The organism is Polaromonas sp. P3_B1 (assembly GCF_056402935.1).
The window spans coordinates 26660-53032 of the sequence record NZ_JBFUGK010000032.1; the positions used below are offsets into that span (position 1 = coordinate 26660).

20 protein-coding genes and 1 riboswitch are annotated in these 26373 nt (G+C 64.5%); of the genes, 17 read left to right on the top strand and 3 right to left on the bottom strand.

The window, feature by feature from the left end; genetic code table 11:
- Positions 1-10 precede the first annotated feature (10 nt).
- The 11 genes from AC1DXS_RS17830 (at position 11) to AC1DXS_RS17880 (ending at position 10999) form a co-directional block, all read left to right on the top strand.
- Entirely contained in the window at positions 11-1174 is a 1164-nt protein-coding gene (locus AC1DXS_RS17830; protein WP_477738811.1) for a dienelactone hydrolase family protein, read from the top strand.
- On the top strand, positions 1171-1962 hold the full coding sequence (locus AC1DXS_RS17835) for an enoyl-CoA hydratase/isomerase family protein (RefSeq protein WP_477738812.1): 792 nt from the start codon (positions 1171-1173) through the stop codon (positions 1960-1962). The genes AC1DXS_RS17830 and AC1DXS_RS17835 overlap by 4 nt, the downstream gene beginning before the upstream one ends.
- A gap of 4 nt (positions 1963-1966) precedes the next feature.
- The gene (locus AC1DXS_RS17840) at positions 1967-2638 is read left to right on the top strand and encodes a DUF4126 domain-containing protein (RefSeq protein ID WP_477738813.1); all 672 of its coding nucleotides are present in this window, start codon (positions 1967-1969) and stop codon (positions 2636-2638) included.
- Positions 2631-4643 (top strand): ATP-binding protein, encoded by a 2013-nt coding sequence (locus tag AC1DXS_RS17845; RefSeq protein WP_477738814.1) that lies wholly within the window; start codon positions 2631-2633, stop codon positions 4641-4643. Before AC1DXS_RS17840 ends, AC1DXS_RS17845 begins: the two co-directional genes overlap by 8 nt.
- A gap of 31 nt (positions 4644-4674) precedes the next feature.
- A complete protein-coding gene (locus AC1DXS_RS17850; RefSeq protein ID WP_477738815.1) occupies positions 4675-5613 on the top strand; it encodes a 2-hydroxyacid dehydrogenase in 939 nt (312 codons plus the stop codon).
- A 148-nt stretch (positions 5614-5761) separates the two neighbouring features.
- Complete coding sequence (locus AC1DXS_RS17855) at positions 5762-6682, top strand: hydroxymethylglutaryl-CoA lyase (RefSeq protein WP_477738816.1); 921 nt, start codon at positions 5762-5764, stop codon at positions 6680-6682.
- 55 nt (positions 6683-6737) lie between these two features.
- Entirely contained in the window at positions 6738-7439 is a 702-nt protein-coding gene (locus AC1DXS_RS17860; protein WP_477738817.1) for a YbaK/EbsC family protein, read from the top strand.
- A 25-nt stretch (positions 7440-7464) separates the two neighbouring features.
- Complete coding sequence (locus AC1DXS_RS17865) at positions 7465-8115, top strand: 2-hydroxychromene-2-carboxylate isomerase (protein ID WP_477738818.1); 651 nt, start codon at positions 7465-7467, stop codon at positions 8113-8115.
- Positions 8116-8388: 273 nt separating this feature from the next.
- Positions 8389-10047 (top strand): MFS transporter, encoded by a 1659-nt coding sequence (locus tag AC1DXS_RS17870; RefSeq protein WP_477738819.1) that lies wholly within the window; start codon positions 8389-8391, stop codon positions 10045-10047.
- A 154-nt stretch (positions 10048-10201) separates the two neighbouring features.
- A complete protein-coding gene (locus AC1DXS_RS17875) occupies positions 10202-10345 on the top strand; it encodes a hypothetical protein (protein WP_477738820.1) in 144 nt (47 codons plus the stop codon).
- Positions 10346-10525: 180 nt separating this feature from the next.
- Complete coding sequence (locus AC1DXS_RS17880; protein ID WP_477738821.1) at positions 10526-10999, top strand: hypothetical protein; 474 nt, start codon at positions 10526-10528, stop codon at positions 10997-10999.
- A 234-nt stretch (positions 11000-11233) separates the two neighbouring features.
- On the opposite strand, the gene AC1DXS_RS17885 is transcribed toward AC1DXS_RS17880, so the two are convergent.
- Positions 11234-12346, bottom strand: a complete 1113-nt coding sequence (locus AC1DXS_RS17885; protein WP_477738822.1) for an ABC transporter substrate-binding protein — start codon at positions 12344-12346, stop codon at positions 11234-11236.
- 208 nt (positions 12347-12554) lie between these two features.
- Here AC1DXS_RS17885 and uvrA point away from each other — a divergent pair, with 208 nt between their 5' ends.
- Both uvrA and AC1DXS_RS17895 read left to right on the top strand, forming a co-directional pair.
- Positions 12555-18437 carry an excinuclease ABC subunit UvrA gene (uvrA, locus tag AC1DXS_RS17890; protein WP_477738823.1) on the top strand — a complete coding sequence of 1961 codons (5883 nt, stop codon included), beginning with the start codon at positions 12555-12557 and terminating at the stop codon, positions 18435-18437.
- Positions 18438-18610: 173 nt separating this feature from the next.
- Positions 18611-19579: a tripartite tricarboxylate transporter substrate binding protein gene (locus AC1DXS_RS17895; RefSeq protein ID WP_477738824.1), complete on the top strand. Its 969-nt coding sequence runs from the start codon at positions 18611-18613 to the stop codon at positions 19577-19579.
- Between the two features lie 224 nt (positions 19580-19803).
- Here AC1DXS_RS17895 and AC1DXS_RS17900 read toward each other — a convergent pair whose 3' ends face one another.
- On the bottom strand, positions 19804-20379 hold the full coding sequence (locus AC1DXS_RS17900; RefSeq protein WP_477738825.1) for a TetR/AcrR family transcriptional regulator: 576 nt from the start codon (positions 20377-20379) through the stop codon (positions 19804-19806).
- A gap of 103 nt (positions 20380-20482) precedes the next feature.
- Here AC1DXS_RS17900 and AC1DXS_RS17905 point away from each other — a divergent pair, with 103 nt between their 5' ends.
- Positions 20483-21718 carry an MFS transporter gene (locus AC1DXS_RS17905; RefSeq protein ID WP_477738826.1) on the top strand — a complete coding sequence of 412 codons (1236 nt, stop codon included), beginning with the start codon at positions 20483-20485 and terminating at the stop codon, positions 21716-21718.
- A 132-nt stretch (positions 21719-21850) separates the two neighbouring features.
- Here AC1DXS_RS17905 and AC1DXS_RS17910 read toward each other — a convergent pair whose 3' ends face one another.
- Positions 21851-22645: an HAD-IIB family hydrolase gene (locus AC1DXS_RS17910; protein ID WP_477738827.1), complete on the bottom strand. Its 795-nt coding sequence runs from the start codon at positions 22643-22645 to the stop codon at positions 21851-21853.
- Positions 22646-22722: 77 nt separating this feature from the next.
- Positions 22723-22795: riboswitch (S-adenosyl-L-homocysteine riboswitch) on the top strand.
- A gap of 103 nt (positions 22796-22898) precedes the next feature.
- Here AC1DXS_RS17910 and ahcY point away from each other — a divergent pair.
- The 3 genes from ahcY to metF all read left to right on the top strand — a co-directional run bounded on the left by ahcY (position 22899) and on the right by metF (position 26372).
- Positions 22899-24329 (top strand): adenosylhomocysteinase, encoded by a 1431-nt coding sequence (gene ahcY / locus AC1DXS_RS17915; RefSeq protein WP_477738828.1) that lies wholly within the window; start codon positions 22899-22901, stop codon positions 24327-24329.
- Positions 24330-24519: 190 nt separating this feature from the next.
- Positions 24520-25533, top strand: a complete 1014-nt coding sequence (locus tag AC1DXS_RS17920) for a TlyA family RNA methyltransferase (protein ID WP_477738829.1) — start codon at positions 24520-24522, stop codon at positions 25531-25533.
- 8 nt (positions 25534-25541) lie between these two features.
- Positions 25542-26372, top strand: coding sequence for a methylenetetrahydrofolate reductase [NAD(P)H] (metF, locus tag AC1DXS_RS17925; RefSeq protein ID WP_477738830.1), 831 nt, complete (start codon positions 25542-25544; stop codon positions 26370-26372).
- The last annotated feature ends 1 nt before the right edge of the window (position 26373 follow it).

Below are 26373 nucleotides of genomic sequence, written 5' to 3' on the forward strand. Positions count from 1 at the left end.
AAGAGACATCATGAACTCCACGCAACTCCAATTTCCTTGCCGGCTGTGGGCAAGGGCCGCATCTGCGCTGCTGCTGTCCGCGTGCTGCTTCTCTGCGGCTGCTCAGGAGTCCGATCCTGTCAATGCGTCGCTGGGCGAGCGCGTTGAATTCGTCAAGAACGACAAGTTCATCCCCGTCAGCCTGCAGGTCACCGTGTTTCAGCCTAAAGGCCAGGGGCCTTTCCCCGTGGTGCTGCTGAACCATGGCAAGGCCACCGGCAACAATCATCTGCAGGGCCGGAACCGTCCTATCCCCGCCGTGCGCGAATTCCTCAAGAGGGGTTATGCCGTCGTGGCGCCCATGCGCCAGGGTTTTGCGGGCTCGGGCGGGGCGGCCGTGGGCGACGGCTGCAACATCGAAGGAAACGGGCAGGCGCAGGCCGACGATGTGGTCGCGATTGTCCGGTGGCTGGGCGCCCAGCCCTGGGCGGACACGACCCGCATGATGATGATGGGCCAATCCCATGGCGGCTTGACGACCATGGCCTATTCGCAGGCGCCCGATCCGGGCTTCAAGCTGTTTGTCAATTTTGCGGGTGGTCTCAAATACATCACGGGTTGCCAATGGGAGCTGGCGTTGCTCGACGCTTTCCAGAGCTATGGCAAAAAAAGCAAGACACCTTCCATCTGGTTTTACGGCGAGAACGACAGCTATTTCCCGCCGCCTGTCATCACGCCCGCCTTCAAGGCCTTTGTGGACGCGGGGGGTAGCGGGGAGATGGTGGCCTACGGCCCATTCGGGGTGGATGCGCATGCCATGTTCGGCAGTGTTGATGGCCTGGATATCTGGCTGGACAAAGTGCTGCTGAAAATGAAGGAAGTGGGGCTTCCCCTGGACGTGGTGCTGCCGCAGTATGGCCGCGTTGATGGCGCCCCCGCGGCGACCGGCTATGCCGACGTGGCGGACATCGCGGCGTTGAAGGCGGCGAATGCCGGTTCGGAAAATTCTTACCGCACCTTCCTGAAAAAGAGGCTGCCCCGAGCCTTCGCGATTGCACCCAAGGCAGGCAAGCAACACTATGTCTGGGGTGGAGACGACCCCATGGCGCGCGCGCTGGAGCTCTGCGCGAAGAACAACAATGAAACCTGTGTTCTCTACGCCGTAGATGACGCTGTTGTCTGGAAAAAACCATGAACCATCTGACCATCCATGTCGAGGCGCTGGTCGCCACCGTCACCCTGAACCGCCCCGAGGTGCGCAACGCCTTTAACCAGGAGGTGATTGCCGAGATGACCCAGGCCTTTGTCGAGCTGGGCATGCACGACGACGTGCGATGTGTGGTGTTGGCGGCCAACGGCCAGGCATTCTGCGCCGGTGCGGACCTGAACTGGATGCGCAGCATGGCCGACTACAGCTATGAACAAAACCTGGAGGACGCGGGCCGCCTGGCGACCATGCTCCAGGCCGTGTATGAATGCCCCAAGCCTGTCATTGCCCGCATACAGGGTGATGTGTACGCAGGGGGCATGGGCCTGGTGGCGGCTTGCGACATCGCGGTGTCCGCCGACACGGCCGGCTACTGCCTCAGCGAGGTCAAGCTGGGCCTGATCCCGGCCACCATCAGCCCGTACGTGATTCGCGCCATGGGCGCGCGTGCGGCGCACCGCTACTTTTTGACGGCTGAGCGCTTTGATGCGGCCGAGGCGCTGCGCATGGGCTTCGTCCATGAAGTGGTGGCGGCTGAGGCGCTGGACGCCAAGGTGGCCGAGATCGTGAAAGCCCTGGTCAGCGCCGGCCCCGAGGCCGTGAAGCTGTGCAAACAACTGGTGCAGGACGTGGCCGGGCAGGCCATCACACCCGAGCTCACGCAGATGACGGTGCAAGGCATTGCCGACGTGCGTGTGAGCCCTGAGGGGCGTGAAGGCGTGCAGTCCTTCCTCCAGAAACGCAAGCCCTCATGGCTGCCTTCCAAACCGGCGTGACGTCATGACCACCCTGGACACCGCACAACTGATTGCCCTGGCCGGCGCGCTGGGCTGGGCCAGCGGCGTGCGCCTCTACCTGGTGGTGCTGCTGACCGGTCTGGCGGGTTTTATGGGCTGGGTGCAGCTGCCGTCCGGCCTGCAGTTGCTGGCCCACCCTGTGGTGCTGGGCATCAGCGGCTTTATGGTGTTTGTGGAATTTTTTGCCGACAAAATCCCGGGCCTGGATTCCTTGTGGGATGTGGTGCATGGCGTGATCCGCATCCCGGCGGGCGCGGCGCTGGCTGCCGCGGTGTTTGGCGGCGACAACGGCCTGGGCGCGCTGGTAGCGGCCCTGCTGGGCGGCACCTTGGCCGCCACCAGCTTTGCCGCCAAAGCCACCACGCGCGCGGCCATCAACACCTCGCCCGAGCCCTTCAGCAATATTGGCGCCTCTTTGCTCGAAGACGGCCTGGTGCCGCTGGGCCTGTGGCTGGCGATTGTGCATCCCTTGATTTTTGTGGTGCTGCTGGCCCTGGTGCTGGCGCTCAGTGTCTGGCTGATACGGGTGTGCTGGCGATTCTTGCGCCAGCTGTTTATCCGTGTGGCGCGCATTTTTAGCGGCAGGCCGGATCCGGGCACTGCGGCCGCTTTTACTTTGACGTCCCCTTTTTCGAAGAAGAATGACCATGTTTAAAAAGATATTGATTGCGAATAGAGGTGAGATAGCCTGCCGCGTTGCCGCTACCGCCAGGCGCATGGCCATCCAGTCCGTCGCCGTGTATTCCGACGCCGATGCGGGCGCCAAGCATGTGGGCTTTTGCGACGAGGCCGTGCACATAGGCGGCAGCGCGCCCAAGGACAGCTATTTGCGCTGGGAGCGCATCATCGAAGCGGCCAAGGCCACGGGCGCCGAGGCGATCCATCCGGGCTATGGCTTTCTGAGCGAGAACGAGGAGTTCGCCCAGGCCTGCGCCAGCGCCGGCCTGGTGTTTATCGGTCCGCCGGCATCGGCCATCAAGGCCATGGGCCTGAAGGCCGAGTCCAAACAGCTCATGGAAAAAGCCGGCGTGCCGCTGGTGCCTGGCTACCACGGCAGCGACCAGGACCCGGCGCTGCTCAAGCGCGAGGCCGACCGCATTGGCTACCCGGTGCTGATCAAGGCCAGCGCGGGCGGCGGCGGCAAGGGCATGCGCGCGGTGGAGAAAAGTGAAGACTTTGAAGCCGCGCTGGCCTCCTGCAAGCGCGAGGCCATCAACAGCTTTGGCGATGACGCGGTGCTGGTGGAAAAATACGCGCAGCGCCCGCGCCACATCGAGATCCAGGTGTTTGGCGATACGCACGGCAATTACGTTTACCTGTTCGAGCGCGATTGCTCGGTGCAGCGCCGCCACCAGAAGGTGCTGGAAGAGGCGCCGGCCCCCGGTATGACGGAAGCCATGCGCAAGCAGATGGGCGAGGCGGCCGTGGCGGCCGCGCGCGCGGTGAATTATGTGGGCGCGGGCACTGTGGAATTTATCGTCGAGCAGCGCACAGACGGCAGCATGAACTTCTTCTTTATGGAGATGAACACGCGCCTGCAGGTCGAACACCCGGTGACCGAAGCGATTACCGGCCTGGACCTGGTGGAATGGCAACTGCGTGTGGCTTCGGGCGAGAAGCTGCCGCTGGCGCAGGACCAGCTTCGCATCACCGGCCATGCGATAGAGGCGCGCATCTGCGCCGAAACGCCGGACAACAACTTCCTGCCGGCCACCGGCACCCTGCATGTCTACAAAAAGCCGGTGCACACGGCGTTTGAAAGAGCGAATATGAGCGACACCGGTGTCGCGGTGCGCGTGGACGACGGTGTGCGCGAAGGCGATGCGATCTCGCCCTATTACGACTCCATGGTGGCCAAGCTCATCGTGCACGGTGCCACGCGTGAAGAGGCGCTGGCCCGGCTGGACGATGCGCTGGCGCAGACCCGCATCGTGGGGCTGAGCACCAATGTGCAGTTTTTGCGTTATGTGGTGCGCAGCCCTTCGTTTGCCAAGGCCAACCTGGACACCGCGCTGATTCAGCGCGAAGAAGTCGTGCTTTTCAAGCAGGAGCCCGTGGGCCTGGCCATGGCGGCTGCCGCGGCGGTGGCCAAACAGCTGCTGGACGAGCGGGCCCTGGCGGGCGCCGACCCCTTCAGCCGTCGCGACGGCTGGCGTTCGCACGGGGTGGTGCAGCGGCGCTTTGAATTTGAGTTCCATGGCGAGCCGGCCAAGGCCGCTTTGACGTATGGGCATGACGGGGCCTTGCACCTGGCATTGGACGAAGTGGCGGGGCCGCTGGTGTTTGCCGAAAGCGCGCAGGGCATGGAGATTCAGTTCGCGGGCCAGCGCATGACGGCGGCCGTCTACGCACAAGGCGAACTCGACCATGTGTTCACCGCCAAAGGCGCGACACAAATCCTGTCGATAGACCTGCTGGCCCATGCGGGCGAAGCCCAGGCCGAGGGCGGGCGCCTGACCGCGCCCATGCCGGGCAAGGTGGTGTCGTTTGCGGTGAAGGCCGGCGACAAAGTGAGCAAGGGCCAGCCGCTGGCGGTGATGGAAGCCATGAAGATGGAGCACACGATTGCCGCGCCGGCCGACGGCACGGTGCAGGAATTGCTGTACGCGCCGGGCGACCAGGTCAGCGAGGGCGCGGAATTGTTGAAAATAGCCGTTTGATTTTTTGCTTTGACTTCAAACGGGATTTTTCATGCGCATCAGTTTTTGCTGCTCCGACACCAAACCCCAGCCCTGGGTTGACGGCCTCAAGGCCGCTTTTCCGGATGCCGAGGTGACGCTGTGGTCCGCCGGCGCCGGGCCGGCCGATTACGCGGTGGTCTGGGCACCACCCCAGCAGTTCTTTGACGAGCAGCCAGCGCTCAAGGGCATCTTCAACATAGGCGCGGGCGTTGACGCGCTCATGAAGCTGAAGCTGCCGGCCGGTGTACCGGTGGTGCGGCTGGACGATGCCGGCATGTCGGCGCAGATGGCCGAGTTTGTCTGCCATGCGGTGATACGCCATTTCCGCGAGCTGGACGGCTATGAGGCCGACATCGCTGAAGGCAAGTGGTCTTACCGCAAACCGCGTTTGCGCAGCGACTACCCGATTGGCGTGATGGGCCTGGGTGTGCTGGGCGAGCGCGTGAGCCGCGCGCTGGCGCAGTTTGATTTTCCGGTCAATGGCTGGAGCCGCTCGCCCAAGGTGGTGGAGGGTGTGCGCTGCTTTTCAGGCGAGGTGGGCAGCCAGGGTTTCCAGGATTTCCTGGCGGCTAGCCGCATCCTGGTTTGTTTGCTGCCGCTGACGCCGGACACCACGGGCATCATGAACCGCGACACCCTGTCGCGCCTGCGGCCCGGCGGCTACGTCATCAATGTGGCGCGCGGCGCCCACCTGGTGGAAGAGGACCTGCTGGCGCTGATAGCCAGCGGCCAGCTGGCCGGCGCGACGCTTGACGTGTTCCGTACCGAACCGCTGCCGGCGGAGCATGCCTTCTGGAAACATCCCAAGGTCACGATCACGCCGCACACCTCGGCGCGTACGCTGCGCGAGGAAAGCATTGCCCAGATCGCGGGCAAGATACGCAGCCTCGCAGCCGGTGCGCCCATAAGCACCCTGGCCGGCGTGGTTGACCCAAAAAAGGGATACTGAAGATGTGGCCCCCACGGTCGCTCGCTTCGCGTAGCTCCCTGCCCCCCGAGGGGGCCGCTGCGCCTGCGGCCCGGCAAAGCCGGTTCCGCGKCCCCTGCTTGATGAATACAGGTCGCGGGCGCGCGACCACCGTGTCTGAAAGAGCCCCATGAAACTACCTTCCAAAGTCAAACTTGTCGATGTCGGCCCGCGCGACGGCTTGCAGAATGAGAAAGCCCAGGTACCGGCCGCGGTGAAGATCGAACTCGTGCACCGGCTGCAGGATGCGGGCCTGACCGAGATTGAGGTCACCAGCTACGTCTCGCCCAAATGGGTGCCGCAGATGGCCGACAACGCCGAGGTGATGGCGGGCATCCAGCGCAAACCCGGTGTGCGCTACTCGGTGCTGACGCCGAACATGAAGGGCTTTGAAGCGGCCATCGCACCACCGCGCGAGTTGTGGCCTGATGAGATTGTGGTCTTCGGCGCGGCCAGCGAGGCCTTCAGCCAGAAGAACATCAACTGCTCGATCGCTGAAAGCATTGAGCGCTTTCGCCCCGTGGTCGAGGCCGCGCGTGAAAAGGGCATTTATGTGCGCGGCGCCATGTCCTGCACCGTGGGCTGCCCTTACGAGGGCGAGATCGCGCCCGAACGCGTGGACATGCTGGCCGGCCTGATGAAGGGCATAGGCGTGCAGCACGTGGGCGTGGCCGACACGATAGGCGTGGGCACGCCGCTCAAGGTGCAGCGCGCGCTGGATGCGACGCTCAGGCATTTCGACATCAACGATGTGTCGGGCCATTTCCACGACACTTACGGGCAGGCCCTGGGCAACACCCTGGCCTCGCTACAGATGGGCATCTGGCAGTTCGACACCTCCTCGGCCGGCCTGGGCGGTTGCCCCTTTGCCAAGGGTGCAACCGGCAATGTCGCCACTGAAGACGTGGTGTACATGCTGCACGGCATGGGCATTGAAACCGGGATTGACCTGGACAAGCTCATCGATGCCGGAAAATTCATCAGCGACTTTCTGGGCCGCAAACCAAATTCCCGCGCCGCAACGGCGCTTCTGAACAAGCGAGCGAATTGAAATGTGTGGTGCCGAATTAAAAGCCTTGCCTGAGGGCGTTCAAAGAGTGGCAGCGGTGCTGCGCGAATGCGGCCATCCGCATATGCCCGTGATGCTGGACGACGCCGCCCGCACCGCGCAGCAGGCGGCCGATGCGCTGGGCGTGCGCCTGGGGCAGATTGCCAAGAGCATCATCTTTCGCCGCAAGTCGGACGATGCCGCCGTGCTGGTGGTGACGTCGGGCGACAGGCGGGTGGACGAGCGCAAGGTCGAGGCCCTGGTCTGCAGCGACGGCAAACGTGTGGGCCGTGCCGATGCGGAGTTCGTGAAAAGCAAAACAGGTTTCTCCATAGGCGGTGTGTCTCCCGTCGGGCATATCACCCAGGCGGTGGTGCTGGTGGACCTGAGCCTGATGCGCTTCGACGAAGTCTGGGCCGCGGCCGGCCATCCGCATGCGGTGTTCAAGCTGATGCCGCAGGAGCTGGAGCTGCTGACCGGCGCGCCCGTGGTTGACGTGGCGGTGGACCTGGACGAGGAAAGCATCGCGCGCGAACAGGCCGTCGCGCAGGTGACCGCGCGCGGCCGCGCGGTGGAGGTCGCAGGCGATGCCGTGCCTTCGCCCTGCATTTCCGTGTGCCGCATCAACGCCGACACGGGCTTGTGCCAGGGCTGCTTCCGCACCTTGGAAGAAATTTCAGCCTGGGCCCGTTCCGGCCCCGAGGCGCAGCGCGAAATCTGGCGCGCCGTGGGCGAGCGCATGGCGGCCGCGCGGGTGTAAACCAGACATTGGAGGGCGGGACAGCATGAAACACATCACCTTCTATTTCGACTTCATCTCTCCCTATGCCTACCTGGCCTTCGAGCACCTGCCCGAAGCGCTCAAGGGCCTGAGCTACAGCGTCAGCTACCGGCCGGTGCTGTTTGCCGCGATGCTCAAGCACCACGGCCAGCTGGGGCCGGCCGAGATCGCGCCCAAGCGCGACTGGACCTACCGGCAAGTGCAGTGGCATGCGCACAGCAAGGGCATCGCCATGCAGATGCCGGCAAGCCATCCCTTCAACCCCTTGCCATTGCTGCGGCTGGCCAGCGCCTGCGGCACGGCCGAGGACCCGGCCAGCCCCAACCGCTATGTGTGCGAAACCCTGTTTCGCCACGTGTGGCAAGGTGGTGGCGAGGCCGCGGATGCGCAGCGGCTTGCCGCGCTCGCGGCGCAGCTTGCGCCGCAGCACACGCTGAACGACGACGAAGCGAAGGCGCAGCTCAAGAAGAACACCGACGAAGCGATTGCGCTGAATGTGTTCGGCGTGCCCGCGATGGAAGTCGACGGAAAAATTTTCTGGGGCTTCGACGCGCTGCCCATGCTGCGCGAATACCTGCAGGGCAATGCCTGGTTTGAGGGTGATGGCTGGAACGGCGTGAGCGACATCGCCGTAGGCATTTCGCGCAAGGCGTAGCGCCGTAACGCATGCATGCGCGCTGCGCAGGCGCGTAAGCGGGCGTGCAGCCGTGTAAGCGAGTTTTACCGGTGGCGTAAAAAGGTTCTACGCGTTTTCCCGAAGAAGCTTCGTATGCTGAAAAGTTTCTCAAGGGTTTCCCCTTGAGTTGTCAGCCACGCATAAGTTTCACGCAAGCTCCTGTTATTTTCACGTCAGAGCTAGGTCAGGGACTCCAAAAATAATCAGTGCAGCTTCCATACCGGAGGCCTTCACTATCTGGAGACACACATCATGGCAACAGCCGTCGACAACAGACCCATGACCGCCGAGCAGAAGAAGGTGATCTTCGCCTCTTCGCTCGGCACGGTATTCGAGTGGTACGACTTCTACCTCTACGGTTCATTGGCCGCCATCATCGCCAAGCAGTTCTTCAGCGGACTGGATGCGGGCTCGGCCTTCATCTTCGCGCTGCTCGCGTTTGCCGCCGGCTTCATCGTGCGCCCCTTCGGCGCGCTGGTGTTCGGCCGCCTCGGCGACATGATCGGCCGCAAGTACACCTTCCTGGTCACCATCGTGATCATGGGCCTGTCGACATTCATCGTGGGCCTGTTGCCCAACTATGCGTCCATCGGCGTCGCCGCGCCGGTGATCCTGATCGCGCTGCGCATGCTGCAAGGCCTGGCGCTGGGTGGTGAGTACGGCGGTGCCGCCGTCTATGTGGCCGAGCACTCGCCCCAGGGCAAGCGCGGCGCCTACACCTCCTGGATCCAGACCACCGCCACGCTGGGCCTGTTCCTGAGCCTGCTGGTGATCCTGGGTGTGCGCACCGCCATGGGCGAAACCGCTTTCGCCGACTGGGGCTGGCGCATTCCGTTCATCGTTTCCATCCTGCTGTTGGCCGTGTCGGTCTACATCCGTTTGTCGATGAACGAATCCCCCGCCTTCCAGAAGATGAAGGCTGAGGGCAAGACCTCCAAGGCCCCCCTGTCCGAGTCCTTCGGCCAGTGGCGCAACCTGAAGATCGTGATCCTGGCGCTGATCGGCCTGACCGCCGGCCAGGCCGTGGTCTGGTATTCGGGCCAGTTCTATGCACTGTTCTTCCTGACGCAGGCGCTCAAGGTCGACGGCCCCACGGCCAACATCCTGGTGGCCTACTCGCTGATCCTGGGCACGCCTTTCTTCGTGATCTTCGGCACGCTGTCCGACAAGATCGGCCGCAAGCCCATCATCATGGCCGGCTGCCTGCTGGCCGTGGTCACCTACTTCCCTGTGTTCACCGCGCTGACCAAGGCCGCCAACCCCGACCTCGCCGCCGCGCAAGCCAAGAACAAGGTGATCGTGACCGCCGACCCGAACGAGTGCTCGTTCCAGTTCAACCCGACCGGCACCGTCAAGTTCACCAGCTCCTGCGACATCGCCAAGCAGGTTCTGGCCGGCGCTTCGGTGAGCTATGACAACGTCGCCGCACCCGCCGGCACCGTGGCCAGCATCAAGATCGGCGAGAACGCCATCCCCAGCTACACGGCCAAGGGCCTGAGCGCGGACGACGCCAAGAAGAAGGACGCCGAGTTCAAGAAACTCGTGGCTGACGACCTGAAGGCCGCCGGCTACCCCAGCAAGGCTGACCCCGCCAAGATCGACAAGATCACGGTCACGGCCATCCTGTTCTACCTGGTGCTCCTGGTGACCATGGTGTACGGCCCGATCGCAGCCATGCTGGTGGAGCTGTTCCCGACCCGCATCCGCTACACCTCCATGAGCCTGCCGTACCACATCGGCAACGGCTGGTTCGGCGGCCTGCTGCCCACGACCGCTTTTGCCATCGTGGCGCAGACCGGCAATATGTACAACGGCCTCTGGTACCCCATCATCGTCGCCGGCATGACGCTGGTGATCGGCACCTTGTTCATCAAGGAAACCAAGGACGTGGATATTTACGCCAACGACTGATTGGTGTGATCGCCGGGCGGGCCCAGCGGCCCGCGCCGGTTTCCGGGGCTGAAGAGCCCTGGGATTTGCCGGTGATATTTGAGATATTTTGCGGGCCCTCGTCATCCATGTGCCGGGGGCTTTTTTTTGGGTATTTTTTCTGGAGAGTTGAAAAATGTGGAAGCTCGTACTTGGATTTGTCGTGGTCGCCGGCCTGGCCCTGTTCCTGCTCAGCAAGGGTGGAGACATAGACCTCAGTGGCGAAAAGCATGGCGCATCGCCCGCGTCCGTCGCCGCCGCGGCGCGGCCCGTGGTGTGACGTAATACTCCGGAAGGTGTTTCAAGTTGTGGGACTGCGCCGCGACCATGCCCAAAACGGGTGCATCGGCGTTAAAAATGGGGTAAATTGAATCAGGGGCAACAAAAAAGTGTCACAAATGTCTCTGCATTACGCGCAGCTACCTGCGTTACCCCTGGCGTATTTACTGGAGACCCGCCGATGATCTACACCAAGACGGAATTAGGCCAATCCGCATTGCAGGACCGTTCCATCCCGATGACACCGAGGCAGCGCTCGGCCTTCATCATGTTTGACGGCAAGCGCAGCATGGAAGAGGTGGTCAAGGCCACCGCGGGCCTGGGCGTCACGGCTGAAGATATTTCCCACCTGATTTCCCTGGGCCTGTTGGCGCCCGCCGCAGTGCAGGCGCCGGCCCCGCCCGCAGCACCGGCGCCTGCCGTGTCGGCGCAAAACGCCGACGGTTCGCCCACGCTGAACGCACAGGAACACTATTCAAGGGCCTACCCGATTGCCACGCGCCTCACGGCCGCCCTAGGCTTGCGAGGTTTCCGGCTCAACCTCGCGGTGGAAGCCGCGGGCGACATCGACAAGCTCAAGGAGCTGGCCCCCAAGATCAAGGAAGCCGTGGGGCCCGAGAAGTTCAAGGAACTGGAAAACGCGCTTTACTTCTGAGCAAATCTGACGGCCTGACACCGCGCGCCTGCGACTTCGCAAGCAGGGGCCGCGAACCGGCTCTGCCGGGCGCGAGGCGCCTGTCCCCCGTGGGGGAGGGGGCGCTACACGAAGTGAGCGCCAGCAGGGGGGGGTGAATCCTGGGGCCGCGAACCGGCTCTGCCGGGCGCAAGGCGCCTGTCCCCCTGGGGGGAGGTGACGCTACACGAAGTGAGCGTCGGCAGGGGGGCTTATCTACCTTTTGAATTTGCCATCCGTGCCAATGATGGACAGGTCGGCGAAATCCAGGCCGGTGTGGTCTTCGGGGCTGTAGCTCACTTCCAGCCCACCCAGGTCGTACCTGCGCATGCCTTCAAGCGCCGCCTGGAGTTTTTCGCGTGTGGGTTTGGCGCCGGCGCGGCGCAGGCCTTCCACCAGCACCTTGGCCGCGGCAAAGCCTTCCAGCATGGCGGGGCTCACGTCGTTCTGGCCCTTGGCCTTGGCCAGCTCCTGGGCTTCCTTCACCATGGGAAAGGCGATGGAGCGCTCATACGGAAAGACCTGGGTCACGATCACGCCGCGGGCGTTGTCACCCAGGCTTTTCACAAAACCGCCCGAGGCGTTGTTCGACAGCGTGACGATCTGCGCCGTGGAACCGGCGGCGCGGAAGGCCTTGACGCCGTCGACCACGGCCTGGCCTGAGGCGACCATGATGACGGCCTGCGCATTCGACTGGTAAACCTTGGGCGCGATGGGCCCGAAGTCGGGCTTGCTGCGGTCGAACTTTTCGAGCACGGCGGGTTGCAGCTTGGCCGTAGCCAGCCCCTTCTGCGCACCCATGACGCCGTCGGCGCCGAAGCTGTCGTCGGCATAGACGATGCCGACGCGGGTGATGCCCATGGAGGCGAGGTGGGTCACCGCTTTCTCGGCTTCGCGCTGGTAGGTCGCGCGCACATTGAACACATATTTTCTGACGGGCTGGTGCAGCACCATGGCGCCGGTGGACGGACCCACCAGCGGCACGCCGTGCTTATCGAGCAGCGGGATGATGCCTTCGGTGTGGGGCGTCCCGCGCGTGAGGAAGAGCGCCACCACGTTCTGCTCTTCGACCAGCTTGCGGGCGTTCTCGACGGTGAGCTTGGGGTCGAATTTGTCGTCGAGCGAGACCAGCTCTATTTTTTGCCCGTTCACGCCGCCCTTGGCGTTGACGGAATCGATGTAGAGCTTGGCGCCGTCGGTGGTTTCCTTGACGCCGGCGCCCACGGGGCCGGTGAAGCCCGCGCTCTGCCCGACCAGAATCTGTGCCTGGGCCAGCTGGCTCAGGGCTGCCATCGCCAGTGCCGCGCACAAACGCGTGATTTTTGACATGGTGTGTCTCCGTGTTTTTTTTGATCAATCCCTGTGTGCAAAGTTAAACACGAAAGCGCCAAAACAGCGAGCAGGGAAACCAGAATGTGCCCTAATTTACGCGGCGAAAAGCGGTAAAAAAACAGGGGAAAAGGCCCTTAATCCCTACATCCTGCACAGGCGGATGCTTTGCCTAGAATGTTTGACCTCTTCAGGAAAGTCCGCACTCATGTCCCAGGGAACCATCCGCATCCGCGGCGCGCGCCAGCACAACCTCAAAAACCTCGACCTTGACATACGCACCGGTGAAATGACGGTGGTCACCGGCCCCAGCGGCTCCGGAAAATCCTCGCTGGTGTTCGACACCCTGTTCGCGGAAGGCCAGCGCCGCTACGTGGAAACCTTCTCGGCCTATGCGCGCCAGTTCCTGGACCGCATGGACAAGCCGGCCGTCGACAAGGTGGAAGGCGTGCCCCCGGCCATCGCCATCGACCAGACCAACCCGGTGCGCAGCTCGCGCTCCACCGTGGGCACGATGACGGAGCTCAACGACCACCTGAAGCTGCTGTACGCGCGCGCCGCGCAACTGTTCGACAAGCAGACCGCGCAGAACGTGCGCCACGACACGCCCGAGTCGATTTACGCCGAACTGATGGCGCGTACCCAAGAAGGCGACCCGCGTGTGGTGCTGACCTTCCCGGTCGAGCTGCCGGGTAACACCAGCGCCGAGCAGGTCGAGCAGTGGCTGTCGGTCAGCGGCTTCACGCGGGTGCATGCGCAGCGCGACGTGGCCACGCCGGCCGGCCCGCACAAGCTGCTGGACGTGGTGGCCGACCGCTTTCGCACCCATGCGGTGGAAAAGTCCCGTGTGATGGATGCGATTGAAACCGCGCTCAAGCGCGGCGGGCGCCTCAATGTTTATGTGCAGCATGCGGAGGACGGCCAGCCCGATGTGATGTGGCGCTTTTCCACTGGACTGCACTGCCCCGACAGCGACCTGCGCTACACCAACCCCACGCCTTCGCTGTTCTCCTTCAACTCGGCCATGGGTGCCTGCGAGACCTGCCGCGGCTTCGGCCGCGTGATCGGCGTCGATTACGGCCTGGTGATTCCCAACGACAAACTGACTCTGCGCGCCGGCGCGATCAAGACCATACAAACCCCCGCCTGGAAGGAAGCGCAGGACGATTTGATGCGCCACGCCGAAGCGGCCGGCATCCCGCGCGACACGCCCTGGTACAAGCTCACGCCGGCGCAACAGGGCTGGGTCATCAACGGCATGCCGGGCTACAAGGACGGCAACTGGAACAAGCAGTGGTACGGCATCAAGCGTTTCTTCGAGTACCTCGAAAGCAAGGCCTACAAGATGCACATCCGTGTGCTGCTGTCCAAGTACCGCAGCTACACGTCCTGCGAAACCTGCGGCGGTGCGCGCCTGAAGCTCGAGTCGCTGCTCTGGCGCCTGGGCTCCAAGGAAGCGGCCGATGCGGTGCTGCCGCCCGGCCAGCGCTTCATGCCGGTGGGCGTGCAGTGGAGCCGCGAGCAACTCGAGGCCTTGCCGGGCCTGGCGCTGCATGACCTGATGCGCCTGCCCATAGACCGGCTGCGAGAATTCTTCAGCGGTCTGTCGCTGAACGTGATGGGCGTTATGGGTGATGACGCCGAGATCCAGGCGCTCAAGTCCTTGTTTGAAGAAATCCAGACGCGCGTGAAATACTTGTGCGACGTGGGCATAGGCTACCTGACGCTGGACCGGCAAAGCCGCACGCTCTCGGGCGGCGAGGTGCAACGCATCAACCTCACGACGGCGCTGGGCACCTCGCTGGTCAACACGCTGTTTGTGCTGGATGAACCTTCCATAGGCCTGCACCCGCGCGACATGAACCGTATCACCCAGGCCATGCACAGGCTGCGCGACGCGGGCAACACGCTGGTGGTGGTGGAGCACGACCCGGCCGTGATGCTGGCGGCCGACCGCCTGATCGACATGGGACCGGGCCCGGGCGAGAAGGGTGGCCAGATCGTGTTCGACGGTACGCCCGACGACATCAAGCATGCCGACACGCTGACCGGCGCCTACCTGGGCTCGCGCAAGCAGGTGGGCATGGGCTTCAAGCGCGCGGTGACCGAGAACACGCCGCGCCTCATCCTCGAAGGCGCGCGCGACCACAACCTGAAAAACCTGACGGTGGACTTTCCGCTGCAGCGCCTGGTCTGCGTGACCGGTGTCAGCGGCTCCGGCAAGTCCACGCTGATGCAGGACATCCTGGCGCCGGCATTGCTGCGCCAGTTCGGCAAGGCCACTGAAACGCCGGGCCTGCACGACCGCCTGCTGGGCGCCGACCACCTGACCGACGTGGTGTTCGTCGACCAGTCGCCGATCGGCAAGACGGCGCGCTCCAACCCGGCCAGCTATGTGGGCGCCTGGGACGCGGTGCGCGACCTGTTCGCGCAGGCGCCGCTGGCCAAGCAGCGCAGCTACACCGCGACCAAGTTCAGCTTCAACAACGGCGACGGGCGCTGCCCGACCTGCGGCGGTTCGGGTTTTGAGCACGTCGAGATGCAGTTCCTGAGCGATGTCTACCTGCGCTGCCCCGACTGCGACGGCAAGCGCTACCGCGCCGAAATCCTGGAGGTGACGATTGAGCGCAAGGCCGTGGGCGATGTGAAGCCGCGCCTGCTCAATGTGTCCGATGTGCTGGACCTCACGGTCAGCGAGGCGATTGCGCTGTTTGCGCAGGACCGCGAGGTGGTGCGCTCCCTGCAGCCCATCGTGGATGTGGGCCTGGAATACGTGAAGCTGGGGCAGCCGGTGCCCACGCTGTCGGGTGGCGAGGCGCAGCGCCTCAAGCTTGCGGGCTTTCTGGCCAATGCCAGCAAAACCACCAGCGCCAGCAAGCAGGCGCTGGCGCTCCGGCAGCCCGGCCGCGGCACGCTGTTTTTGTTCGACGAGCCCACCACCGGCCTGCACTTCGACGACATCGCCAAGCTGATGCGCGCGCTGCGCAAGCTGCTGGAAGCCGGCCATTCGCTCATCGTGATCGAACACAACCTTGACGTGATCCGTTCGGCCGACTGGCTGATAGACCTGGGCCCCGAAGGCGGCGAGGGCGGCGGCCTGCTGGTGGCCCAGGGCACACCCGAGGAAGTGCGCCAGCACCCCACATCGCACACCGCGCTGGCGCTGCGCGAATACGAGCAGGCCATGGGCAAGGTGCACGGCGTGGAAGAGTCGCGGCCCAAGGCCTGGACCACGCGGCCGGTGTTCTCCAACCTGATCCAGATCGTCAACGCCAAGGAGAACAACCTCAAGAGCTTGTCGGTCGACATCCCGCGCGGCAAGTTCAATGTGGTGACTGGTGTGTCGGGCTCCGGCAAGTCCACGCTGGCCTTTGACATCCTGTTCAACGAAGGGCAGCGGCGCTACCTCGAGTCGCTCAACGCTTACGCGCGCAGCATCGTGCAGCCGGCGGGCCGGCCCGAGGTGGACGCGGTCTACGGCATTCCGCCCACCGTGGCGATTGAGCAGCGCCTGTCGCGCGGCGGGCGCAAGTCCACCGTGGGCACGACCACCGAGGTCTGGCATTTCCTGCGCCTCTTGTATGTGAAGCTGGGCATACAGCATTGCATCAAGGAAGGCGCGGCCGTGATGCCGCAAAGCCCTGAGAGCATCGCGGCGCAGCTGCTCAAGACCTACCGCGGCCAGCACATAGGACTCTTGGCGCCGCTGGTGATCGCGCGCAAGGGCGTTTACACCGAGCTGGCCGACTGGGCGCGGCCGCGCGGCTACACCCACCTGCGCATCGACGGCGAGTTTTTGCCGACCACGGGCTTCCCGCGCATAGACCGCTTCAAGGAGCACACGGTGGAGCTGCCGGTGGCCGACATCCATGTGTCGCCCGAGAACGAGGCCGCCTTGCGCGCCGCGCTGGCGACCGCGCTGGAGCACGGCAAGGGTGTGGTCCATGTGCTGGCGCCGCTGGACGGCCTGCGCGGCGCGATGATGGCCGGCGCCAGCGCCAAAAACATCGGCAAGCTGATCGCGTTTTCGACCAAGCGCGCCTGCCCGGTCTGCGCGACGTCTTACGCTGAACTTGACCCGCGCCTCTTCAGCTACAACAGCAAGCACGGCTGGTGCCCCGACTGCGTGGGCACCGGCGTCAAGCTCACCAAAGAGCAGCGCAAGGTGTTTGACGACTCGGTGATGGACGACGACAACAAGGGCCGCGAGCAAAGCTTTGCCGAGCCCGAGGTGGAAGACGTGGCCGGCACCGCTTGCCCGACTTGCGAAGGCACGCGCCTGAACGCCACGGCCCGCGCGGTGAAGTTTGCCGGCGTCGGCATTGCCGACATCGCGGCGCTGTCGGTGACCGACGTGCGGCGCTGGGTCGAAAAGCTCGCGCTGCTGGGCCGCGAGGCCGGCATTGCGCGCGACCTGATTCCGGAGATCAAAAGCCGGCTGGAGTTCCTCGAGGACGTGGGCCTGGGCTACCTCACGCTGGACCGCGGCGCGCCCACGCTCTCGGGCGGTGAGGCGCAGCGCATACGCCTGGCGGCGCAGCTGGGCTCCAACCTGCAGGGCGTCTGCTACGTGCTGGACGAACCGACGATCGGCCTGCACCCGCGCGACAACCAGATTTTGCTGGGCGCCTTGGGCAAGCTCAGCGACCGCGGCAACACGCTGGTGGTGGTCGAGCACGACGAGGACACGATTCGCCGCGCCGACAACATCATCGACATAGGTCCGGGCGCTGGCAAGCGCGGCGGCACGCTGGTGGCGCAGGGCACGGCGGCGCAGCTGTCGGCCGTGCCGGAGTCGCTGACGGGGCGTTACCTGGCGAATCCGCTGATACACCCGCTGCATGCGCGGCGCGAAACGCGCAAGGGCGCGGCGCCTGCGGCCGTGGTGAAGGAGGCGCCTGTCGATGCAAACGCCAAGCCCGTGAGCAAACAGAAGGCGGCCCTGCTCAAGGCTGCGGCGCTCAAAGCCGCCGCGGCCAGCGCCAGTGCGCTGCACAACGCGGCGCCGGTGGCGGCCGGGCCTTTCACCTCCTGGCTCACGGTGGTCAATGCCGACCTGCACAATCTCAAGGACGTTTCGGTCACCGTGCCGCTGTACCGCCTGGTGGCGGTGACGGGTGTGTCGGGCTCCGGCAAGTCCACCCTGGCGCGCGACGTATTGCTGACCAATGTGCATGCGGGCGTGACCCAGCGCTCCACCAAGTCGGGGCGCGACGCCGACGACAAGGGCAAGACGCCGGACTGGACCGGCTGCGAGCGCATCGAAGGCTATGCGGCGGTGGACCGCGTGCTGGAAGTCGACCAGACGCCGATCGGCAAGACGCCGCGCTCCTGCCCGGCCACCTACATCGGCTTCTGGGACACGATTCGCAAGCTGTTTGCCGACACGCTGGAAGCGCGAGCGCGCGGTTACGGTGCCGGGCGTTTTTCCTTCAACACCGGCGAGGGCCGCTGCCCGACCTGCGAAGGCGCGGGCGTGCGCACCATCGGCATGAGCTTTCTGCCGGACGTGAAGGTGCTGTGCGAAACCTGCCACGGCGCGCGCTTCAATCCTGAAACGCAAGCCGTGACCTGGCGCGGCAAGAACATCGGCGACGTGCTGAAAATGGAAGTGGACGAGGCGGTGGACTTCTTCGCCTCCATGCCCAACATCAGCCACCCGCTGCAGCTCTTGAAAGACGTGGGCCTGGGCTACCTCACCCTGGGCCAGCCTTCACCGACGCTGTCGGGCGGCGAGGCGCAGCGCATCAAGCTGGTGACCGAACTCAGCAAGGTGCGCGACGACATCACGCGCCGCGGCCAGAAGGCGCCGCACACGCTGTATGTGCTGGACGAGCCCACGGTGGGCCTGCACATGGCCGACGTGGAAAAGCTCATCCATGTGCTGCACCGCCTGGTCAACGGCGGCCACAGCGTGGTGGTGATCGAGCATGACCTGGACGTGATCGCCGAAGCCGACTGGGTGATTGACCTGGGCCCGGACGGCGGCAATGCCGGCGGGCGTGTGGTGGCGTCGGCGCCGCCCGAGGCGGTGGTCAAGCTGGGCACGCATACCGGGAAAGCGCTGGAAGGCGTGTTGGCGAGGAGCTAGCTCACCCGCCGCTTGATATGTTGTTCCATTTATTCGTCAAATATTTGCATCCGGCGAAAAAATGGAACAGCCGGACGTTGACGCCAGCGTGACAGCCCTTCAGGTGTTGCCCTGATTCGCCAAAGCCAATCGCCGGGCATGATGACCGTATTCCAAAAAAAGGAGACATGTCCATGCAACGCCGCCCCTTCCTGCAAACCGCCGCCGCCCTGGCCTTGATGGCCGCAGCCGCCATGCCGGCCCAGGCGCAGACCTTTCCGGCCAAGCCCATCAAGCTGGTGATTGCCTTTCCGGCCGGCGGGCCGACGGACATCACCATGCGTTCACTGGCTGACAACGCCGGCAAGATCCTCGGCCAGCCGGTGATTGTGGAGAACAAGCCCGGTGCGGGCGGCACCTTGCCGGCGCAGCAGATGCAAAGCGCCGCGGCCGACGGCTACACGCTGGCGCAGATCCCGCTGGGTGTGTTCCGCCTGGGCTACACGACCAAGATCAACTGGGACCCGGTCAAGGACATCAGCTATGTGATCAATGTGACCGGTTATGCCTTCGGCATCGTGGTGCCGGCCGACAGCCCGTTCAAGACCTGGGCCGACTTTGTCGCCTATGCCAAAGCCAACCCAGGCAAGCTGACCTACGGCTCCACCGGCACGCTGACCAGCCCGCACCTGACGACGGAACTCATCGCGCAGAAAGCCGGCATTGAATTGCAGCATGTGCCCTACAAAGGCAGCGCCGATTTGATRCTGGCGCTGGTCAGCGGCCAGCTGATGGCGGGCGCTGACAGCACCGGCTTTGCGCCGCAGGTGGAAGCCGGCAAGCTGCGCGTGCTCAATACCTGGGGCGAGAAGCGGCTCGACAAATTCCCGAATGCGCCCACGCTGAAAGAGCTGGGCTATGACATCGTGCAGAACTCGCCCTTCGGCATAGGCGCGCCCAAGGGCACGCCGCCCGAGGTGGTCAGGCGTCTGCACGATGCCTTCAAGAAGGCGATGGAAGAGCCGAGTTATGTGGCGGCGCTGGGCCGCTATGACATGCTGCCCAACTACCTGAGTTCGGCGGACTATACGAAGTTTGCGCAGGACACGGTAGTGCGGGAAAAAGTGCTGATTGAAAAGCTGGGCCTCGCCAAGGGCCAGTGAGTTTTGCCTGTTCTCAAGAACCGTTCGGGCTGAGCCTGTCGAGCCCGCTTGTGATGTCTTAATAGCCCTTCGACAAGCTCAGGGCGAACGGGGGGTGATTGAGGCTTTGTCGATAAAGCCGGCCCTTGAAAACACAACCGTTCGGGCTGAGCTTGTCGAAGCCTGTGGGACATGGGAAATGTCCTTCAACAGGCTCAGGACGAACGGGTATCGGTTCTTCGGCTTTACCGATCAACGGGTTTTGCCAGCACAAACAGCTCGTCGGCGAGCTGGCTCGCCAAGGCCGGCTCCACGCCCGAGCCAAAAATCAGCCGGTAAACAATGGGGGCCATCATGTGGTCCAGCACCTGCTGCACCGTGGGTGTGGCGTCGCCGCGCGCCTGGGCGCGGTTGACAAGCACGGTGGCCTCGGCGCGGCGGTTTTTCAGGCAGTTGGTATCTTCCGGGCCGGCCAGCGCGGCGGCCGCCTTCAGCATCGAGGTGCAGCCGGGCTTGTTGAGGTGGGTGATCAATTCCCGGGCCCAGGCCGTGAGTTCGGTTTTCAGGTCGCCGGTCTCGGGCAGAGGGCGGTTTGGGTCCAGCCGCTGCGTTGCGGTATCGCCGAGCAGGCCGTTCACATCGCCCCAGCGCCGGTAAATGCTGGAGGCGCTGACGCCGGCGCGCTCGGCCACGGCCGGCACGGTGACCTTGTCGCGGCCTTCCTGGGCAATCAGTTCTTCGAGCGCCTTGCGCACCACGGCCTGCACCTGGGCGCTGCGGCCGCCTGGGCGCTTGGCCTGGGTGGGAAGAGGGGTGTTCATGGCACGATTCTAGCTTAAAGCAATGATGTTTGCGTTAACTTAAACGACGGCGTAGAATTCACAAACGCAAATAAATTTGCTTTAAGAAAGTCGAGCGTTTCCCATGACCGCACCTGCCGCCCCCTCTTTGCATGCCTCTTCCGGTGCCACCGCGCCGCGGTGGCAACTGCCGCCTGCGGCTGCTTTCCCGCTGCTGGCTGTCCTGCTGTTCGCCTTCTTCGTGGCGGGCAGCGCGCCTTCGCCCCTGTTTGTCGTGTTCCAGCAGCAGTGGGGTTTTTCGCCGGCGCTGCTGACGGTGGCGTTTGCGATCTACGCGATTGCGCTGCTGGCCTCGCTGCTGGTGGCGGGTTCGCTCTCTGACCATATTGGCCGGCGGCCCGTGGTGTTTGCGGCTTTGCTGCTGCAGGCCGGCGCGATGTTGACCTTTTTACTGGCCGAGGGCATAGGCGGCATCATCGCGGCGCGCATTGTGCAGGGCATCGCCACCGGCATGGTCGGCGGCGCGCTGACGGCGGCGGTGGTGGAAGCCGCCCCGGCCGCGCAGAAACGCCTGGGCGCGATGATAGGCAGCGTTTCGCCGCTGGCGGGGCTGGCCGTGGGCGCGGTGCTCACCGGTATCGCCGTCAAGTTCGCCTTGCATCCGGTGCCGCTGGTGTTCGGTGTGCTGGCCGCCATCTGCGTCGTGGGTGCGGTGGCCACGCTGTTCCTGCCCGAAAGCGTCACGCCGCGCCCCGGCGCACTGGCTTCACTGGTGCCGCGCGTCTCGGTGCCGGTGCAGGCGCGCTCTGAATTTGTGCGCGGCGTGCCGACGATGCTGGCGGTGTGGTCGCTCGCGGGCCTGTACCTGTCGCTGGTGCCTTCTGTGCTGCAGCAAATCTTCGGCATCCACGACGGCATCGTCAACGGCCTGGCGATTGCCACCTTTTTCGGCCTGGGCGCGGTGTCGCCAACCTTGCTGAAAAAACTGTCGCCGGTGCGCATGAGCGCCGTCGGGATGAGCTTGCTCGCCGTGGGCGCGGGCCTGGTGGCTATGTCGCTGGCAACCCGTTCCGTGGCGCTGTTTTTTGCGGGAACGGCGCTGGCCGGTTTCGGTGGCGGCTCGGCCTTCTCCGCGCAGGTGCAGACGCTGGCACCGATAGCACAGCCACACCAGCGGGCCGAGTTGTTTTCTGCGCTGTATGCCGTCAGCTACCTGGCCTTCAGCGTGCCGGCCATGCTGGCCGGCCGGTTGATCGCGCCGCTGGGCTTGCCGGCCACGGTGGAGGGTTATGCCACGCTGGTGCTGGCGGTGGCCGCGTTGGGTGCCTGGCTGCGGTGGGGCTCTGTGCGGCGCGGATAGGTGCTCACCCCTTCCGACGCTCACTTCGTGTAGCGTCCCCTCCCCTTGCAGGGGACGAAGCCTGCGGCCCTGCAAAGCAGGTTCCGCGGCTTCTGCTTGATGAACCCAGCCTATCCGCGGGAATGGGCCGGGTTAATCCAGCAGCGCGCGGACGAGTTCGGTAAACCCCGCGCCGCGCTCGCCGCGCGTCACATAACGCGGCAGGTGCGCCAGCTGCGGCACAAAACGCGCGATGTTGGCTACACCCACGCTGTTGGCAAAAGCCTTGAACATCAGCTGGTCGTTGGTGGAATCGCCCACGTACACCCATTGCGCGATCTCGGCATCAAGGTCCCGCTGCCAGAGCTCGCGAACAATCCAGCGCGCGCCTTCCAGCTTGTTGTGCTCGCCGTACCAGCCATTGATGTGAATGCTGCTCACGGTGGCATGCATGCCTTCGCTTTTCATGAGCGCCACGACGGCGGCGATCTGCTCATCCGTGAGCCGGGTGAACTCGCTGTGGTCAATGGCGATGTCGGTTTCACGGCCCGGCGAGTCGGTGGCGCGGGTCACGCCCGGCAGCTCGCGCTCAATGCGTGCCAGCACGGCCTGCATGCGAGCGAAGTTGCCGCTGCGCGTCGCCGCATCTTGCTGGTAGATCTTGGACAGCGGTCGTGGCGCGGCGCCTGTGGCATCCGGCAGCAGCGCCACGGCGCCGTTTTCCGCCACGATGGCATCGACGGGCCAGCGCGCCGCGAAAGGCTCACTCCAGCCCACGGGGCGGCCGGTAATCGCCACCACCTTGAGCCCGGCGGCCTTCAAGGCACTCAAAGCCTGAAGCGCATCGGCGGTGATTTCCCCCTCGGTGGTCAGTGTGTCGTCGATGTCGGTAAAGAGGCCGGTGACGGCCCGGCGTTGCGCGGCGGGCCAAAGGGGGAGTTCTTGCATGGTGAAATTTTCGCATGGTGGCCCTGGGCTTCTGTGATGGGGCTGGGCAAGCGCGGACAGCTTGGATACAATGGCTGCTTCCTGAGGAGCGTTGCAAGCCACACCACGTGGACCAGGCTCAGGACTTCATTGCAACCACGCTCACCCGCATGCGCTGTCTCTCAAGCCGGGTGAATGACTGAATTCCCCCTCCCTTGAATGCCGCATGCCCGTGGCGATTTTGCCCAGTTACGTTTGATTTTTGGAGAACCGTATGAGCGCCGTCTTGAAGCCTTCCACCGACCACATCATTGCCGACATTTCGCTTGCCGCCTGGGGCCGCAAGGAACTGAACATCGCCCAGACCGAGATGCCCGGCCTGATGGCCATCCGCGAAGAGTTCGCGAAGGCGCAGCCGCTGAAGGGCGCGCGCATCACCGGCTCGCTGCACATGACCATCCAGACCGGCGTGCTGATCGAGACCCTGCAGGCCCTGGGCGCCGACGTGCGCTGGGCTTCGTGCAACATCTTCTCCACGCAGGACCACGCCGCCGCCGCGATCGCCGCCGCCGGCACGCCGGTGTTCGCCATCAAGGGCGAAACCCTGGCCGACTACTGGGACTACACCCACCGCATCTTTGAATTCAAGGGCGCCAAGGGTACGCCTGAAGAAGGCCCCAACATGATCCTGGACGACGGCGGCGACGCGACGCTGCTGATGCACCTGGGCACCAAGGCCGAGAAAGACGCCAGCCTGATCTCCAAGCCCACCAGCGAAGAAGAAACCTGCCTGTTCAATTCGATCAAGGCCAAGCTCGCTCAAGACCCGACCTGGTACAGCCGCCGCCTGAAGAACATCATCGGCGTGACCGAAGAAACCACCACCGGCGTGCTGCGCCTCAATGAAATGTCGGCCAAGGGCACGCTGGCCCTGCGCGCCATCAACGTCAACGATTCCGTCACCAAGTCCAAGTTCGACAACCTGTACGGCTGCCGCGAATCGCTGGTCGACGCGATCAAGCGCGCCACCGACGTGATGGTCGCCGGCAAGGTTGCCGTGGTCGCCGGCTACGGCGACGTGGGCAAGGGCTCGGCCCAGGCCCTGCGCGCACTGAGCGCACAAGTGTGGGTGACCGAGATCGACCCGATCAACGCCCTGCAGGCCGCGATGGAAGGCTACAAGGTCGTGACCATGGAATACGCCGCCGACAAGGCCGACATCTTTGTGTCCGCCACCGGCAACAAGAACGTCATCACCTACGCACACATGGCCGCGATGAAAGACCAGGCCATCGTCTGCAACATCGGCCACTTCGACAACGAAATCGACGTCGCCGCGCTCGAAAAATGCACCTGGGAAGAGATCAAGCCGCAAGTCGACCACGTGATCTTCCCGGACGGCAAGCGCATCATCCTGCTGGCCAAGGGCCGCCTTGTGAACCTCGGCTGCGGTACCGGCCACCCGAGCTTTGTGATGTCGTCCAGCTTCGCCAACCAGACCATCGCCCAGATCGAGCTCTTCACCAAGAAAGAGGCTTACGAAGTCGGCAAGGTCTATGTGCTGCCCAAGCACCTCGACGAAAAGGTCGCGCGCCTGCATCTCAAGAAGGTCGGTGCGGTGCTGACCGAGCTGAGCGATGAGCAGGCTGCGTACATCGGTGTCAGCAAAGCCGGCCCGTACAAAGCCAATACCTACCGCTATTAATTGGTAGTGGCGGTATTCCTCCCTCTCCCCCTGGGAGAGGGCAGGGGTGAGGGCTGGCGGCGCCTGTTTGCCCTCGTGGGTTTTTGGGGCCGCTGGCCCTCACCCCAACCCTCTCCCAAAGGGAGAGGGAGCAAGACACTAGGACTCCGCCTGGATGGTTTCAGGCGAGAGGTCCATTCCACGGAGCACCATGCGCGCTGACCTCTTCCTCGTCGACCACGGCCATGCCGCCACCCGCTCCCAGGCCCAGCGCCTGATTGCCTCGGGCGTGCAATGGCGCGCGGAGGCGGACGCGCCCTGGAAGAAGGTCGCCAAGAACGGCGACGAGATTCCGGAAGGCGCGGAGCTGCAGCTGCTGGACACCACCGAAGCCAAGTACATCTCGCGCGGCGGGCTCAAGCTGGAAGGCGCGCTCAAGGCCACGGGCCTGTCCGTGACCGGCTTGCGTTGCCTGGACATCGGCCAGTCCACCGGCGGTTTTACCGATTGCCTGCTGCAGCACGGCGCCGCGCAAGTGGTGGGCGTGGACGTGGGCCACGGCCAGCTGCACGCCAGCCTGCGGGGCGACCCGCGTGTGGTCTGCATCGAAGGCCTCAATGCGCGTTCCATGACGGCCGCCGACCTGGTGGCCGGCCATGCGGGCGACAGCGGCGACATGGACTTTGGTGATGACTTCGATGATGAAGATGAGGGCGAAGAAGATCCGGCCATTGAAGCGAACTTCGACTTCCTGACTGGTGACCTGTCTTTTATCTCGCTCACGCTGGTGCTGCCCGCGGTGGTGCGCCTGCTCAAGCCCGGCGGCGACCTGCTGATGCTGGTCAAGCCGCAGTTCGAGCTGCAGCCCGGCCAGATTGGCAAAGGCGGCATCGTGCGCGACCCGGCGCACTTCGCGTTTGTGGAAAAGCGCTTGCGTGATGCCTGCGCGGCCCTGGGGCTGGAGGTCAAGGCCTGGCTGGACTCGCCGATTGAAGGCGGCGACGGCAACCGCGAATTTTTTATCCAGGCCGTCAAGGGTGATGACGTGGCCGGCGAAGACCAGCCGCTGCCGGCCGCGCCGCAGCGCAAGGTCGCCAAGCGCGTGCCGCGCGCCGAGCTGCGGGCCTCCCGCGCGCCGCACGAAGACTCCGAACTCGCGCATGCCGGCCAGCCCGGGCCGGCGCGCGGCAAGCGGCGTGACAAAAAAACCGATAACGACGAGTGAGATTCGAGATGAACCTGCCCCTGAGCTTTGAATTCTTCCCCCCCAAGACGCCCGAAGGCGCGGCCAAGCTGCGTGTGGCGCGCCAGGCGCTGTACGCGCACAAGCCCGAGTTCTGCTCGGTCACCTTCGGCGCGGGTGGTTCCACGCAAGAAGGCACCTTCGGCACCGTGAAGGAAATCCTGGATGAAGGCGTGGCCGCGGCCTGCCATTTCTCCTGCGTGGGCGCGACCAAGGCCACGGTGCGCAAACAGCTGGCCGAGCTGCGGGCCATGGGCGTCAAACGCCTGGTGGCGCTGCGCGGCGACCTGCCCAGCGGCTACGGCGCCGGCGGCGAGTTCCATTACGCGAGCGACCTGGTGGCCTTTATCCGCGAGGAAACCGGCGACGCCTTCCACATCGAGGTGGCGGCCTACCCCGAAGTCCACCCCCAGGCCCGGTCGGCTGACGCCGACCTGCAGGCCTTTGTCAAAAAGGTCAAGGCTGGCGCCGACTCGGCCATCACGCAGTATTTTTTCAACGCCGATGCCTATTTCCGTTTCGTCGACGATGCGCAGGCCCTGGGCGTGGACCTGCCCATCGTGCCGGGCATCATGCCCATCATCAGCTCCACGCAGTTGATGCGCTTTTCCGACGCCTGCGGCGCCGAGATTCCGCGCTGGATACGCCTGCGCCTGCAGGGCTTTGGCGACGACACCGCCTCCATCAAGAGTTTCGGCCTGGACGTGATCACCGGCCTGTGCGAGCAGCTGTACGCCGCGGGCGTGCCCGGCGTCCATTTCTACACGATGAACCAGGCCGCGGCGACGACTGAAATCATCGGGCGGCTGCAGCGGGCCTGAG